We start from the raw sequence: 15601 nt of genomic DNA, 5'->3' as shown, positions 1-15601 counted from the left end.
ATATGAAATAATACGAGGTTAAAAAGATGAAAACTGTATTTATGTATGCTGGCCAGGGAAGTCAGTTTGTATCTATGGGAATGGATTTTTATAATAAATATGAATCATATAAAAAATTTATAGATAGCGTTAAATTATCTAAAGATTATAAAAAATTAATGCATGAAGGACCTTTAGAAGATCTTTCTCTTACAGAGAACACACAGCCTGCTATGGCAATGTTTGCAATTGGTGTAACTAAACTTTTAGAAGAAAACAACATCAAACCAGATATGGCTGTTGGTTTAAGTTTAGGTGAATATGGTGCTTTATACGCAGCTGGTGTAATTAGTGAGGAAGATTACTTAAAAGTAATCGAATACAGAGGAAACAAGATGGCTGAAGCTGCATCAAAACAAGAATGTGCTATGAGCGCGATTATAGGAATGGATGTTTCTGATGTAGAGAAGGCTGTAGAAGAGATAAGTAAAAAAGATATAGGATATATCACAATAGCAAATTACAATTGTCCTAAACAGTATGTAATTTGTGGAGATTTGGATGCTGTAGAAGAAACAGAAAAACTTTTAAAAGAAATGGGAGCAAGACGTATAGTAAGACTTAACGTAAGTGGACCATTTCATACAAAATACATGCATGAAGCAAAAGTGGCGCTGGAAGAATTATTTAAAAAGGTTACTTTTAAAGCACCTACTTTTCCAGTTGCAGTAAATTATACTGGAAAAATTATTGATAATAGTGCATCTGGCGAAGAAATCAAAGAACTTTTAACAAATCAGGTTCAATCTTCAGTTCGTTTTGAAAAAGATGTTGAAGAGTTAATAAAGCAAGGTGCTGACAATTTTATTGAAATCGGACCAGGTAAAGTTTTAAGCGGATTTGTTAGAAAAAAAGCAAAAGAAATGAATGTAGATGTTAAAGTTACAAGTATTTCTAAAATTGAAGATTTAGAAGCTATTGTTGCATAAACAACAAAGGAGGAAAGATATGTCAACAGCATTAGTGACTGGTGGAAGTCGAGGAATAGGAAGAGCAGTTTGTGTTAAGCTTGCAGAAAGAGGATTCAATATTGCATTTAGTTATAACTCAAATGAAGAGCAGGCAAAAGAAACTATTGCATTATGTGAAGAAAAAGGTGTTAAAGCAGTAGCTTACAAATATGATGTAAGTAGTTCAGAAGATTGTGCAAAGCTTATTTCAGATACATTAGAAGCCTTTAATGAAATAGATGTATTAGTGAATAATGCAGGAATCACAAGAGATTCTTTAATTATGAGAATCAGTGATGAAGATATTTCTAAAGTAATTGATGTAAACTTAAAAGGTACTTTTTACATGATGCGTGAAGTCTCAAGAGTTATGCTTAAACAAAGAAAAGGTAGCATAATTAATATGAGCTCTGTTGTGGGTGTTGCCGGAAATGCTGGTCAGGTTAACTACGCTGCATCTAAAGCTGGTGTAATTGGTATGACTAAATCGTTAGCTAAAGAATTAGCAAAACGTAAAATTAGAGTTAATGCGATTGCACCTGGAATGATTGCAACTGATATGACTGCAAAACTTAGTGATGCAGCAAAGAAAAGCATAATTGATTCTATTCCTTTTGGTGAAATGGGTCAACCAGAGGATATCGCAAATGCTGTTGCATTCTTTGCATCAGAAGATAGCAGATACATAACAGGACAAGTTTTATTAGTTGATGGTGGAATGGTATAGAATTCGTAAAAAAAACAATATGAACGCATAAAAATCGAAATTGATAAGGAAGTGCAAAATGAGAAGAGTTGTAATAACAGGTATAGGTGCAATTACACCGATAGGAAACGATACAAAGAGCATGTGGGAAGGCGTTAAAGCACAAAAATGTGGTATTGCACCAATCACAGCTTATGATACAGAAAACAGAAAAGTAAAATTAGCAGCAGAAGTAAAGGATTTTGATCCTAATGAAAAATTAGATAAGAATACAGCAAGAAAAAGCGATAGATTTACTCAGTTTGCATTAGTTGCAGCAAAAGAGGCTATCGAGGATGCCGACATTTTAGAAGAAGGCAAAGTTAAAGAAACTATAGATACACAGAGAGTTGGAGTAATTGTTTCTTCAGGAATTGGTGGACTATATACAATTCAGCATGAAGATGCAAGAGGTGTTCAAAAAGGATACGACAGAGTCTCTCCACATTTTATTCCAATGGTTATTTCAAATATGGCAGCTGGTCAGATTGCAATTCAGTATGGTTTACACGGAATGTGTAGTTGTGTTGTTACAGCATGTGCAGGTGGAACTAATGCAATTGGAGACAGCTTCAGACAGATTAGAGATGGATATGCTGATATGATGGTTTGTGGTGGTGCAGAAGCAAGTATCACAGAGCTTGGAATGGGCGGATTTACAGCTATGAAAGCTTTAAATCAGTCAACAGATCCAAACAGAGCATCAATTCCGTTCGATAAAGACAGAAGTGGTTTTGTAATGGGCGAAGGTGCAGGAATGTTAGTACTAGAAGAGTATGAACATGCTGTTGCTCGTGGAGCAAAAATCTATTGCGAAGTAGTAGGATACGGAAGCAACTGTGACGCATACCATGTTACAGCACCATTAAGTGATGGTAGCCAGGCAGCAAAATGTTTCGAATTAGCATTAGAAGATGCAAAAATCGAAAAAGATGCAATCGATTATATCAATGCTCACGGAACATCTACACATCTTAATGACATGTGTGAAACAATGGCTATTAAAAAAGTTTTTGGTGAAAAAGCAGAAGATTTAATGGTAAGTTCAACAAAATCTATGACAGGACATTTACTTGGAGCAAGTGGTGCAGTTGAGGCTATTATTACAGCTTTATCAGTAAAAGAAGATTATGTACCTGCAACAATTAACTACCAGAATTTTGATGAAGATTGTGACTTAGATATCGTGCCAAATGAAGGCAGAAACGTAAAAGTTGATTATGCTATGTCTAATTCATTAGGTTTTGGTGGACACAATGCTTGTATAGTATTAAAAAAATTTCAATAAAAAAATAAAGGAAAAGGGTAAAAATTATGACATTAACATCCGATGAAATTAAAGAGATTCTTCCACATCGTTATCCATTTTTATTAGTGGACAGAATTACGGATTGCATTCCAGGGGAAGAGGCCACAGGAAGAAAATGCGTAACAGCAAATGAAATGCACTTTTGCGGTCATTTTCCACAGAAACAGATTATGCCTGGCGTATTAATCATTGAAGCTTTAGCACAGACAGGAGCAGTTGCAATTTTATCACAGGAAGAAAATAAAGGTAAGTTAGCTTTATTTGCAGGAATTAAAAATGCACGTTTTAAGAGACAGGTAATTCCAGGAGACGTTCTAGAATTAAACTGTAAAATAATTAAAAGACGAGGCCCTATTGGCGTAGGTGAATGTAAAGCTTTCGTAGATGGAGAACTTGCTGTAACAGCTGAATTAACATTTGCGATTGAATAAAAATAGTTAAAAAAAGTACCTATTAACTAAATTTACAAAATTTTCACATAAAATTTACAAAAAATCTATAAAGAATTGAAGATAGCATTTGCAAATATTGTTTGTAGATGCTATACTTTTTAGTTGAAGATATAAAATATAGTAGAAAAGGAAGAATTAATATGTTGCAAGAAGAATTTAATGATGTATATTCTAAGTTTAAATTGCATTTTTATCAGAATCTTTTTGAAAAATGGAAAGACAGAGAAGCTTCACTTACAACTGTAGAAACTTTTTGTATGGAAATCATTCACTATTTAGGAGAGCCTACAGTAAATGAATTTGCTACAATGGCAAATATTTCATCACCAAATGCGGCTTATAAGATTAATAACTTAGTTAAAAAAGGTTATATTAAGAAAAAGAGATCAACACACGATCGTAGAGAATACCACTTACAGGTAACAAAGAAATATGAAAAATATTATGAAATGAATTATTCATATGTTACAACTGTAATGGAAAGAGTATATAAGAGATTTACTCCAGAAGAATTAGAAGTTATGGAAAAAATCCTTAATGTAATGAGTGAAGAGCTTATGCCAGAAATCAAAAAGACACGTATTCCAGATAAGTATGTAAATGCAAACATCGATGAGATGCTTAAAATTAGAAGATCATAGTAAAGTACATTTTTGGTATTAAAAGTATTGTAAAAAGTATTATAAAGTAAATATTTTTTGTGAGTAAAAGGATACCGCTGTGAATGTGACATGGAAGTCATCACAGAGGTGTCCTTTTTGTGTATTTTATTATAATTTGATTCGTCTGTTTCGATTTAATTTCAATTTAAGTTACGTTTTTAAATTTCATTTTATTTATGTTGTTTTTATAAAAATATTATTAACTTTTATAAAAAACTCGATATACTTATATGATTCAGACTAAATATTTATGTGATTCAGATTAGTATTTATATATTTTTTAGGGGAGGAATAACATGAAGGCTTTAATATTAAATTCCGGTATGGGAAAAAGAATGGGAGTATACACGAAGAATCAGCCCAAATGTATGACTGAGATTTCGCCATCGGTTACAATAATTTCAAGACAATTGAAACAGTTAGTAGATGCAGGAATAAAGGAAGTCGTTATGACAACAGGAGCTTTTGACAGTGTCCTGATGGATTATTGCGAAAGCCTTGATTTGCCAATTGATATTTCATACGTAAAAAACACAAGATTTAAAGAGACAAATTATATATATAGTATTTATTGTGCAAGGGAAGAATTAGATGATGATATTATTTTGATGCATGGTGATCTTGTTTTTGAGAACGAAGTCCTTGATAATGTCGTTAATTCAGAAACTTCATGCATGGTTGTGTCGAGTTCTTTACCTCTTCCAGAAAAAGATTTTAAAGCAGTTATAAAAGAAAAAAAGATCACACAAATTGGAGTTGATTTGTTTAATAAATCTATTGCAGCTCAGCCTTTATATAAATTAAAAAAAGAAGATTGGAGAAAATGGTTAGATAAAATCATTGAATTTTGTGAAAAAGGTATAACTAACGTTTATGCGGAGAATGCTTTAAACGAGTTAAATGGCGAATGTAATATTTACCCTTTAGATATCGGAAAATCATTGTGTGAAGAAGTGGATAACCCGGATGATTTGTTAGTGGCAACATTAAAAGTACGACAATTATCACTAAGAACAGTGTATTTAGTTTTTTCAGCTGACATATTGCATGAAGGTCATATTGATTTAATTAAAAGAGCAAAAAGGCTAGGTCGAGTCATTATTGGAGTTTTGTCTGATAAGGTTGTAGCAACATATAAAAGATTCCCATTGGTTCCAATAGAGGAAAGGCGAGCAATTTTTGAAAGTATTTCTGGAGTATATAAAGTTGTAGATCAGGTTACTCTTTCGTATAAAGATAATTTATTAAAATACAAGCCAGATATAGTTGTGCATGGAGATGATTGGAGGGAAGGTTTTCAAAAGCCAATTAGAGACGAGGTCGTGGCAATATTGGCTACATATGGTGGTAGATTAGTAGAATATCCATATTCGAATAGGGAGAGATATAAAGTTATTGAAGAGCGTGTGCGGAGAGAATTGTCACTTCCTGATTTTAGACGAGCAAGATTAAAAAAGTTATTAGAAATAAAGGGATTTATAACAGCGTTAGAGGCTCATAGTGGAATCACTGGCTTGATTGTTGAGCAGACGAAAGTTTTTAGCAACGGTGGAGTTAAGCAATTTGATGCAATGTGGGTTTCTTCGCTTTGTGATAGTACGGCAAAGGGAAAACCGGATATCGAATTAGTGGATATGACTTCAAGATATAGAACAATTGATGATATTATGGAAGTCACAACCAAACCGATTATTTTTGATGGGGATACAGGTGGACTTACAGAACACTTTGTGTATACAGTAAGAAGCCTCGAACGAATGGGAGTATCTATGGTTATAATTGAGGATAAGACAGGCTTGAAAAAGAATAGTCTTTTTGGAACTGAAGTTAAACAGACACAGGCAACAATTGAGGAATTCTGTGAAAAGATAAGAGCCGGCAAGGATGCGCAAAAGACAAGCGATTTTATGATTTGTGCAAGAATTGAGTCTTTAATTTTAGAAAGAGGAATGGAAGATGCACTAGAGAGAGCGTTTGCTTTTGTTGAGGCAGGAGCGGATGCAATAATGATACATAGCAGAAAAAAAGATCCAACAGAGATATTTGATTTTTTAAAAGCATTCAGAGATAAAAATCAAATTACGCCAATTGTTTTAGTACCAACGTCGTTTAACACAGTCTATGAAGATGAATTTAAGAAAAAGGGAGCAAATATTATAATTTATGCAAATCAGTTAACAAGAACTGGTTTCCCTGCAATGAAAGATGCTGCTGAAACTATTTTAAAAAATAGCAGGGCAAAAGAGTGTGATGATAAATGTATGAGCATTAAAGACATTATTAATTTGATTCCTGGTGAGTAAGGATAGCTTTCTTTAAGTTTTGTCTTACATATTCCGTTAAAACATCGGTATCGTAGGTTGTGTGGAGCTGTTCAAAAGAATAAAGCTTAAGAGCATAGATAGAGGGAAAAAGATGGGACAAAAGATAATAAAAATTAAAAGTAAACCTTCAAATAATAATGAAACGTATGATTTTAACAAATTATGCAATACAATTAAACAATGGATTATAAGGAATTCTTTATCGAACGTATTTTTTGTGACAATAAGGTCGATTAAAAGATATCCATTGATTTTGAATTTAATTAAGGAAACTTCAAGTGTGCATTTTACTAATTTTACTCCTAATCCAACCTTTGAAGAAGTTATGGAAGGATATCGAATTTTTAAAGAAAAAAAATGCGATGCAATTATTGCAATAGGTGGAGGGTCCGCTATTGATGTTGCAAAATGTATTAAATTCTATAATCTTAAAAATGACTTTGTTCCTTTGCTTGTAATTCCGACTACGGCGGGCACAGGTTCAGAAGCAACAAAGTTTGCAGTAATGTATAAGGAGGGAGTAAAGATTTCGATAGAAGATGAGCATTGTTTACCGGATGCGGTTATGTTCGATTATCATTTTTTAGAGACACTTCCACTTTATCAGAAAAAAGTAACCTTAATGGATGCATTTTGTCATGGATTAGAATCTTTTTGGTCGGTAAATAGTACAAGGGAGAGTCGTTGTTATAGTAAAGGAGTGCTTGAGAATATTCTTGAAAATGTTGATGAGTATTTAAAGTTGAATAATGAGGCTGAAGTATATAAAAAAATTTTTGAAGCATCTTTTTTTGCTGGAAAAGCTATTAATATTGCTAAAACAACGGCAGGTCATGCCATGTGTTATAAGATTACATCAATGTATGGATTAGCACACGGACATGCAGCAATTTTATGTAACAAAATCATTTTCCGGTGGATGATAGAAAATATAGAACAACTTGATTGTATAGATTCGCGAGGGAGAAAATATGTAGAGGACGTTTTAAAGGAAATTGCATATATATTTGGGACAGAAAATTTAATAGAAGCTTGTGATAGGTTGGATATGTTTGTTGATAAGCTTGAATTAGAAGTGCCCTGCGCAAGTGATAAAGAAATAGAAGAGTTGGTGTTAAGTGTTAATGAACAGAGAATGAAAAATCATCCATTTTTAATTTCTGAGAAAAATATCGATACCCTATATAAGAAAATATTAAATTATGATATAATAAGCTAAAGAAATATGATATAAGGGGAGAGATTAATAGATGGGTAGAAGAAGAAAGGAAACAGTTGAATTTAGATTTTATGATGTGCCAGAAGATTGTCATGTGCTTGCTCTACTAGGGGAAAAGTGGATCAGAGTTTATGGGCAAGATGTTTCCTCTTTGCATTTTCATAATCTTATGGAGATAGGATATTGCAGATTTGGAAATGGTACGTTGATTCTTGACCAAAAACGTTGTAGATATGAGAATTCTATGTTAAGTATAATTCCAGCGAATTATCCTCATACAACGGTTAGTGCTAAGAAAGAGGATTATTGGGAATATCTTTTTTTTGATCCAGAGTATTTTATTAAACAGATGTATCCTGTAAATTTAAAAAAACAAAGAGAAATGCTTGATATAGTTACAAGAAATGCAGATTTGCTCCGTGAAAGTGAGTATCCTTCAATAACTATGAATGTTAAAAACATTATGGAGGAGTTGCGTAATAAAAAAATGTGTTACGAAAATCAAGTAGAACTTTTGATTAAGGTTTTATTAATTGATATAATTAGAATACATAGTGAGTATAAAGAAGATTTAGATAATAATATAGATTTATGTAGTCTTACACAAGTTGTACCAGCGATTGATTATGTTGATGCTAATTATGCACGCAATATAAAGGTTAAAGAATTAGCTTTTATATGTGGTATGAGCGAAACACATTTTAGACGAGTTTTTGAAGAAAATATTAATATGCCACCAATGGAATATGTTAATTTGGTTAGAATTCAAAAGGCTTGTGAACTTATGACAAAGACGGATTATTCTATGGATGTGATTGCAGCAGAGTGTGGCTATCAAACAACATCGACATTTAATAGAAATTTTAAAAAGTATCTTGATACTTCGCCATATCAATGGAAAATCAATCCAAACAATTACACAAGTAAATTAAAAAATTTCAAAATTTCAGCTTTAAAAGGTTGGTAAGAGAAATTTCAAAAGAAATAAAATAACCAATTTAAAGAAGTGTCACAAAAAAATTAAGAAAGTGCAAAATGGATGAATTTGCACTTTTTTAGTTTACTAAGAAACCATAAATTTCTTAAATTATGTGTAAAATATGATTATAGAAAGAGACATAAAAGAATTTTATATATTTAGGAAATTATGGAGGAATAAAAACGATGATGCAATTTGACTATACACAGGTAAAAAATCCTGAATTTTTTCAGGAAAATAGATTAGAAGCTCATTCGGATCATGTTTGTTATGCGAATGAGCAACAATTAAGAATAAAAGAAACAAGTTTAAGAAAAAGCTTAGATGGTTTATGGAAATTTGAGTTTCATAAAAATTTTCAAAGTGTTGATCTTGATTTCGTAAAAAAAGAATATGATTGTAGGGCATGGGATGATATAACCGTGCCAGGACATATTCAGATGCAGGGATACGGAGTGCCACAGTACTTAAATACACAGTATCCATGGGATGGTTCAGAGGATATTCTTCCAGGTGAGATTCCTACTTTAGATAATCCAACTGCTTGTTATGTAAAAACTTTTACAGTTCCAACTGATTGGGAAAAAAATTCGCGCATTTACATTTCTTTTCAGGGAGTCGAGAGTGGATTTGCATTATTTTTAAATGGCAATTATGTAGGATATAGTGAAAATTCATTTGATCCGGCTGATTTTGATTTAACTGATTATATAGTTGATGGTGAAAATAAATTATCAGTTATTGTTTTTAAAATTACTTCATCAACATGGTGTGAGGATCAGGATTTTTATAGATTTTCAGGAATCTTTAGAAGTGTATTTTTATATGATGTTCCAAAATGTCATTTACAGGATATCTCAGTTGTTCCGGTTTTATCAGAAGATTTAAGAAGTGCTAAAATTGAATTGGCTTTTAAGACAATGGGCAAAGGAACTATTGAAATAGAATTGAAAGAAAGAATACAAAATATCATCGATATAGAAAACACAAAAGATGGAGAGACTTTACTGTTAAGTGGAAAGAATAAAGAGCAGATTTCTTTTGGCAAAACAGAGCAAGATAACGATATAATTCGTGCAAAGAAAATGGAACAAGAGAATGCTACGACAACAACTGCGTGTTTTGAAGTAAATGATATGAAATTATGGAGTGCAGAAGCTCCAAATCTTTATACTCTATATGTGAGAGTTTATGATGAAGAAAAACAGCTTATTGAGATTACATCACAGTTAGTTGGATTTAGAAGGTTTGAATTAAAAAACTCAATAATGCTTTTGAATGGAAAAAGAATTGTTTTTAAAGGCGTTAACAGACATGAATTTAGTTCAATTACAGGAAGAAAACCAAACAAGGAAGACGCAATTAAAGATATTATTACAATGAAAGCTAATAATATTAATGCAATAAGAACATGCCATTATCCAGATGATTCATTTATTTATGAATTATGTGATATATATGGATTATACATGATTGCAGAAAATAACCTTGAGACTCATGGTACTTGGGATGCTTTTTTAAGAGAAAAGGCAACAGAGGATTATCTTTTACCATATAACAAAGAAGAGTGGCAGGCAATGCTCCTTGATAGGGTTAATTCATGTTATCAAAGGGATAAGAATCATCCAGCCATATTAATCTGGTCATGTGGCAATGAGGCGTATGGTGGCAAGGATATTTATGAAATGTCTCGTCTTTTTAAGAAGCTTGATAAACATCGCTTAGTGCATTATGAAGGCGTGACAAGGGATAGAACATACAATGACACAACTGATATTGAAAGTCAAATGTATCCTTCTGTAGAAAGTATAAAGGAGTATTTAATCGAGCATAAAGAGAGACCTTTCATTTGTTGCGAATATACGCACGCAATGGGAAATTCCTGTGGCGCAATGAAAAAATATACAGATTTAACAGATACTAATCCGTTGTACCAGGGAGGATTTATTTGGGATTATATTGATCAGTCAATTTATAAAAAAGATAGATATGGTAAGTGGTTTTTGGCTTATGGTGGAGATTTTAAAGAGAGACCAACTGATTATAATTTCTCAGGAAATGGAATTGTTTATGGTGGAGAGCGTAATCCTTCTCCTAAAATGCCAGAAGTTAAGTTTAATTACCAGAATATATCCGTTATTTTTGAAAAAGAAGATAAATTTACTGTTGTGAATAAGAATCTTTTTACAAATACAAATAAGTATGATGCTGTTTTAGAATTACTTGCTAATGGTAAAAAAGTAAAAACTTTCAAACTTGATATCAGCGTAGAGCCTTTAAGTAGAATCGAATTTGATATTCCAAAGAATGTGCTTGAAACTATGCAAGATCAAAAAGCAGCAGCAACTTCATTGAGAAAGGAAGAATTAGAGTTTACAATAATTATTTCTTTTAGATTAAAAGAAGAAACTCTATGGGCTAAGGTTGGTCATGAAGTTGCTTTTGGACAAAAAATTTATAAAGTGGAAGTAAAGCCATATGAGTGCGAAGATGAGATAGAAGTCATAAATGGAAAATTTAATATTGGTGTCAAAGGAAAGAATTTTAAGGCATTGTTTTCGTTATTAAATTGTGGTTTGACATCTTATGTTTATGCAGGGCGTGAGATGATTGAAAAAATACCTATGCCAAATTTCTGGAGAGCGCCAGTTGACAACGATTGCGGTTGTCGAATGCAGCAAAGATATGCACAGTGGAAAATTGCAAGTTTATACATTTCTGGAAAACAAGAAGATGGATTTGAAAATCTTGCTCCGGATGTAAAAAAATTAAAAAACAGCGTCCAGATTAAGTATACATATTATATGCCAACTGTGCCTGCGTCAAAAGTTTTTGTTACATATGAAGTCTTTGGAGATGGTACGATAGAGACTACTTTAAGCTATGACATTGTAAAAGAATTATCGGATATGCCAGAATTTGGTATGCTTTTTAAGCTTGATGCAGATTATGATAATGTAGAATGGTATGGCTTAGGAGAAGTAGAAACATACGTGGATAGACAAAATGGAGCCAAAATGGGAATTTATAAGAATAGAGTTTCAGATAATATGGCAAAATATTTAGTACCACAAGAGTGTGGAAATAAATGTAGGGTTCGCTATGCAAAAGTAACAGATAAAGCCGGTCATGGAATTATATTTTTTGGTGATGAATTATCATTTTCAGCGTTACCATACACACCACATGAAATTGAAAATGCTCAACATGAGTACGAGTTACCACAAGTTCATTATACAGTTGTAAGGGTTGCTAAACAACAAATGGGTATAGCAGGTGATGATAGTTGGGGAGCTAAAGTTCATGAAGAGTATTTGATTGATACAAAGAGCCAAGAAAAGCTAGAATTTAGATTCTGCTTTAGAGGAATATAAAAACAAAAAAATGTCGTATTTATACGGCTTGTGGCGTTTCACAAATGCCTAAATTACAATTTATTGAGAAGGTAAGGAGAAAAAAGGTATGAAGGAAAAATTATTACAAAAATTTAATGAACTATTCGGCAAGGGTGATGACGATAGAGTTTATTTTGCACCAGGACGTGTTAATTTAATAGGCGAACATACAGATTATAATGGAGGTCATGTTTTTCCATGTGCTTTAACAATCGGAACATATGCGGTTGCAAGAAAAAGAGAAGATAATAAATTGAGATTTTTCTCTATGAATTTTGAAGATTTAGGAGTAATTGAATCATCATTAGATGATTTAAAACCATACAAAGAAGCTGATTGGACTAATTATCCTAAGGGAGTTATGTGGGCTTTTGCAGAAAAAGGAATGAAAATCGACAAAGGTTTAGATATCCTTTTATATGGAAATATACCTAATGGCTCAGGATTATCATCATCTGCTTCGGTTGAAGTTTTAACAGGATTTATATTAAGAGATTTATTTGGTTTTGATGTAACTAATCAGGATTTAGCTTTAATAGGGCAATTCTCTGAGAACAAATTCAATGGTGTAAATTGTGGCATCATGGATCAGTTTGCAATTGCAATGGGCAAAAAAGATAACGCAATTTTCCTTGATACAGCTACACTTAAGTTTGAATATGCACCTATTAAACTTGAAAATGCTAAAATCGTTATTTCATGTAGTAATAAAAAACGTGGTCTTGGCGATTCTAAATACAATGAAAGAAGAAGTGAATGTGAGCAGGCATTGTCAGAAATTCAGCAGTATATTGGAATTGAGACTCTGGGTGATTTAACAGAAGAACAGTTTGAAATGTACAAAACTTCGATTAAGGATGAAGATAGACAAAAACGTGCTAAACATGCAGTTTATGAAAATCAGAGAACTATAAAAGCGGTTGAGGCGTTAAAGAATAATGATGTTGAAGAGTTTGGTAGATTGATGATTGCCTCTCATGATTCATTAAGAGATGATTATGAAGTTACAGGAATTGAGTTGGATACATTAGTTGAGGAAGCACTTAAAATCGATGGTGTAATCGGTTCAAGAATGACAGGTGCTGGATTTGGTGGATGCACGGTTAGTATTGTAAAAGATGATGCTGTAGATGAATTCATTGAAAAAGTTGGAAAGGCTTATGAGGCAAAAATTGGTTATGCAGCAGACTTTTATGTTGTAGAAATTGGCGATGGTCCATGTAAATTATAATTTTTTGTGATTATTATAATATAAACAGAAATTATGGTTGAAAATCGTATTAAATACGAAGCAAATATGGAGGCTTTTTGGGAAAATGATTTATGAGAAAATATTACAGTTAGTTGATTATGGTACAAAAAATAATTTATTGACTGAGGATGATAGGATTTTTACTATAAATTCTTTATTGGAATTGCTAGGTTTGGATGAATTTCCAGAGGACGTATCAGTCGATTTGCAAAGCAAAATATCGGAATTGAACCAAAAACAAAACGATAATGTATATGATAATAATTGCAAATCTGAGGACTCAGACGATTATTTGGCAGGTATTTTAAAAGATATTACAGACTTTGCTTTTGAAAAGGGTCTTATAAAAGAAAATACAGTTACGTATAGAGACTTGTTTGATACGAAAATTATGGGAAGATTGATGCCAAGACCATCCGAAGTTAGAGCAAAATTTAAGGAATTATATGAGAATGAATCACCATTGGCGGCAACTGATTATTTTTACAAATTAAGCTGTGATAGTAATTACATTAGGCGAGATAGAATAAAAAAAGACCTTAAGTGGACGGCTGATACAAAATATGGCAAATTAGATATAACCATTAATTTATCAAAACCAGAGAAAGATCCAAAGGCGATTGCAGCAGCTAAAAATGCAAAACAAAGCATGTATCCTAAATGCCAGCTTTGTAAAGAAAATGAAGGTTATGCTGGACGTTTAAATCATCCTGCAAGGGAAAATCATAGAATAATACCGTTAAAAATAAATGATAGTGATTGGTTTTTCCAATATTCTCCATACGTTTATTATAATGAGCATTGTATTGTGTTTAATTCAGAACATACACCTATGAAAATTGAAAAGGCAACGTTTGCAAAACTACTTGATTTTGTGTCAGCTTTTCCACATTATTTTGTAGGCTCAAATGCTGATTTACCTATTGTGGGTGGTTCTATTTTGAGCCATGATCATTTTCAGGGAGGACATTATGAATTTGCAATGGAAAGAGCTGGAATCTTAAAAGAAATCAATTTTAAGGGCTTTGATGATATTGAAGCTGGTATCGTAAAATGGCCAATGTCTGTTATCAGATTAACAGCTGACAATAAAGAAAGACTGATAGAATTGGCTGATAAAATACTATCAAAATGGCGAGCATATACAGATGAGGAGGCATTTGTTTTTGCCAATACGGACGGAGAAATGCACAACACTATTACTCCAATTGCTAGACGCCGTGGTGATAAATATGAGTTGGATTTGGTTTTGAGAAACAATATTACAACTAAGGAACATCCATTAGGCGTGTATCATCCGCATGAAAAATTACATCACATAAAAAAAGAAAACATAGGTTTAATAGAGGTTATGGGACTTGCTGTTTTACCTGCAAGATTAAAAAATGAAATGAATGCATTAAAGGATGCTATTTTAAATAATAAAGATTATAGAAATGACAAAGTACTTCAGAAACATGCAGATTGGGTTGACGAATTCAAAGGAAACTATAAAGAAATAAATGAAGCAAATATTGATAGTATTTTGCAAGAAGAAATAGGAAAAGTTTTTGAACAGGTTTTAGAAGATGCAGGGGTCTATAAATGTGACGAAGATGGACTTAGAGCTTTCCTTAGATTTATTGCAGAGGTCAATTCATAATAAAGCTTGCATACGAATATAAAAATAAAATATAAAAACAAAATGTAAAACAAAATATAAAAACATAATATTAAAAAGTGGTATGGCTATGAGAGTTAAGGATATTTCTGGTTTTAATCAGAATGATATTTAATCATAGTTAGACCACTTTTTTTAGGTGAATTTTTATCTTGTGTTTATTTAAGTGTCATTTTAACAAATGTGTATTTATTATATCAGTAAATCCTTGTTTTTAAAAATAAAATACTAAAAAAAATAAAACAATCATTATTGACAACAATAAAACACAGTTGTATTATAAATATAGTTTCTAAAACGCCTTCATATATATATATATATATATACGAAACTAAAAAGATAACGTACAAGTATATGTAAACCAAACATAGTATGTATGAATCAAATATATTATGCATGAATCAATGTAGTTTTTTATATTGCTATATATATGAAGTAACTAAATACCGAAGAACGATTTTGTGTAAGACTAGAAATGACTATTTAACCTAAAAAACTAGTTAAATAAGACAAAAACTAGACTAACGTAAAGGAAAGCGTAGAAGAGGAGGATAAAGTGAAGAAGAAGACGTTTGCTATATACACAGTATTAATGCTTGTGTTTGTTATAGCAGC

11 protein-coding genes are annotated in these 15601 nt (G+C 32.0%); all 11 read left to right on the top strand.

Features of this window, described 5'->3' with window-relative positions; translation table 11 throughout:
* Nucleotides 1-26: 26 nt before the first annotated feature.
* The 11 genes from fabD (at nucleotide 27) to galT (ending at nucleotide 14968) form a co-directional block, all read left to right on the top strand.
* Nucleotides 27-968, top strand: coding sequence for an ACP S-malonyltransferase (gene fabD, locus BLV79_RS05195; protein ID WP_074716815.1), 942 nt, complete (start codon nucleotides 27-29; stop codon nucleotides 966-968).
* Between the two features lie 19 nt (nucleotides 969-987).
* Complete coding sequence (gene fabG, locus BLV79_RS05190; RefSeq protein WP_074716813.1) at nucleotides 988-1716, top strand: 3-oxoacyl-[acyl-carrier-protein] reductase; 729 nt, start codon at nucleotides 988-990, stop codon at nucleotides 1714-1716.
* A 58-nt stretch (nucleotides 1717-1774) separates the two neighbouring features.
* Nucleotides 1775-3022, top strand: a complete 1248-nt coding sequence (gene fabF, locus BLV79_RS05185; protein ID WP_074716811.1) for a beta-ketoacyl-ACP synthase II — start codon at nucleotides 1775-1777, stop codon at nucleotides 3020-3022.
* 26 nt (nucleotides 3023-3048) lie between these two features.
* Nucleotides 3049-3474 carry a 3-hydroxyacyl-ACP dehydratase FabZ gene (gene fabZ / locus BLV79_RS05180; protein ID WP_074716809.1) on the top strand — a complete coding sequence of 142 codons (426 nt, stop codon included), beginning with the start codon at nucleotides 3049-3051 and terminating at the stop codon, nucleotides 3472-3474.
* 107 nt (nucleotides 3475-3581) lie between these two features.
* The gene (locus tag BLV79_RS05175; RefSeq protein ID WP_330389929.1) at nucleotides 3582-4136 is read left to right on the top strand and encodes a MarR family winged helix-turn-helix transcriptional regulator; all 555 of its coding nucleotides are present in this window, start codon (nucleotides 3582-3584) and stop codon (nucleotides 4134-4136) included.
* A 317-nt stretch (nucleotides 4137-4453) separates the two neighbouring features.
* Nucleotides 4454-6460: a phosphoenolpyruvate mutase gene (gene aepX, locus BLV79_RS05170; protein ID WP_074716805.1), complete on the top strand. Its 2007-nt coding sequence runs from the start codon at nucleotides 4454-4456 to the stop codon at nucleotides 6458-6460.
* Between the two features lie 112 nt (nucleotides 6461-6572).
* Nucleotides 6573-7700 carry a phosphonoacetaldehyde reductase gene (locus BLV79_RS05165; protein WP_083354459.1) on the top strand — a complete coding sequence of 376 codons (1128 nt, stop codon included), beginning with the start codon at nucleotides 6573-6575 and terminating at the stop codon, nucleotides 7698-7700.
* Nucleotides 7701-7731: 31 nt separating this feature from the next.
* Nucleotides 7732-8667 carry an AraC family transcriptional regulator gene (locus BLV79_RS05160; RefSeq protein ID WP_074716803.1) on the top strand — a complete coding sequence of 312 codons (936 nt, stop codon included), beginning with the start codon at nucleotides 7732-7734 and terminating at the stop codon, nucleotides 8665-8667.
* Nucleotides 8668-8864: 197 nt separating this feature from the next.
* On the top strand, nucleotides 8865-12053 hold the full coding sequence (locus BLV79_RS05155) for a beta-galactosidase, LacZ type (protein WP_074716801.1): 3189 nt from the start codon (nucleotides 8865-8867) through the stop codon (nucleotides 12051-12053).
* 88 nt (nucleotides 12054-12141) lie between these two features.
* Nucleotides 12142-13305, top strand: coding sequence for a galactokinase (locus tag BLV79_RS05150; RefSeq protein WP_074716799.1), 1164 nt, complete (start codon nucleotides 12142-12144; stop codon nucleotides 13303-13305).
* Between the two features lie 85 nt (nucleotides 13306-13390).
* On the top strand, nucleotides 13391-14968 hold the full coding sequence (gene galT / locus BLV79_RS05145) for a UDP-glucose--hexose-1-phosphate uridylyltransferase (protein WP_074716797.1): 1578 nt from the start codon (nucleotides 13391-13393) through the stop codon (nucleotides 14966-14968).
* Nucleotides 14969-15601 lie beyond the last annotated feature (633 nt).

Source organism: Lachnobacterium bovis DSM 14045, from assembly GCF_900107245.1.
Lineage (GTDB): Bacteria > Bacillota > Clostridia > Lachnospirales > Lachnospiraceae > Roseburia > Roseburia bovis.
The sequence above is the reverse complement of the archived record's forward strand: the minus strand, read 5'-3'. Positions and strand labels throughout refer to the sequence as shown.

Coding starts and splice junctions, on each gene's coding strand:
- fabD (WP_074716815.1), top strand. CDS start 27: ATGAAAACTGTATTTATGTATGCTGGCCAGGGAAGTCAGTTTGTATCT.
- fabG (WP_074716813.1), top strand. CDS start 988: ATGTCAACAGCATTAGTGACTGGTGGAAGTCGAGGAATAGGAAGAGCA.
- fabF (WP_074716811.1), top strand. CDS start 1,775: ATGAGAAGAGTTGTAATAACAGGTATAGGTGCAATTACACCGATAGGA.
- fabZ (WP_074716809.1), top strand. CDS start 3,049: ATGACATTAACATCCGATGAAATTAAAGAGATTCTTCCACATCGTTAT.
- BLV79_RS05175 (WP_330389929.1), top strand. CDS start 3,582: ATGCTATACTTTTTAGTTGAAGATATAAAATATAGTAGAAAAGGAAGA.
- aepX (WP_074716805.1), top strand. CDS start 4,454: ATGAAGGCTTTAATATTAAATTCCGGTATGGGAAAAAGAATGGGAGTA.
- BLV79_RS05165 (WP_083354459.1), top strand. CDS start 6,573: ATGGGACAAAAGATAATAAAAATTAAAAGTAAACCTTCAAATAATAAT.
- BLV79_RS05160 (WP_074716803.1), top strand. CDS start 7,732: ATGGGTAGAAGAAGAAAGGAAACAGTTGAATTTAGATTTTATGATGTG.
- BLV79_RS05155 (WP_074716801.1), top strand. CDS start 8,865: ATGATGCAATTTGACTATACACAGGTAAAAAATCCTGAATTTTTTCAG.
- BLV79_RS05150 (WP_074716799.1), top strand. CDS start 12,142: ATGAAGGAAAAATTATTACAAAAATTTAATGAACTATTCGGCAAGGGT.
- galT (WP_074716797.1), top strand. CDS start 13,391: ATGATTTATGAGAAAATATTACAGTTAGTTGATTATGGTACAAAAAAT.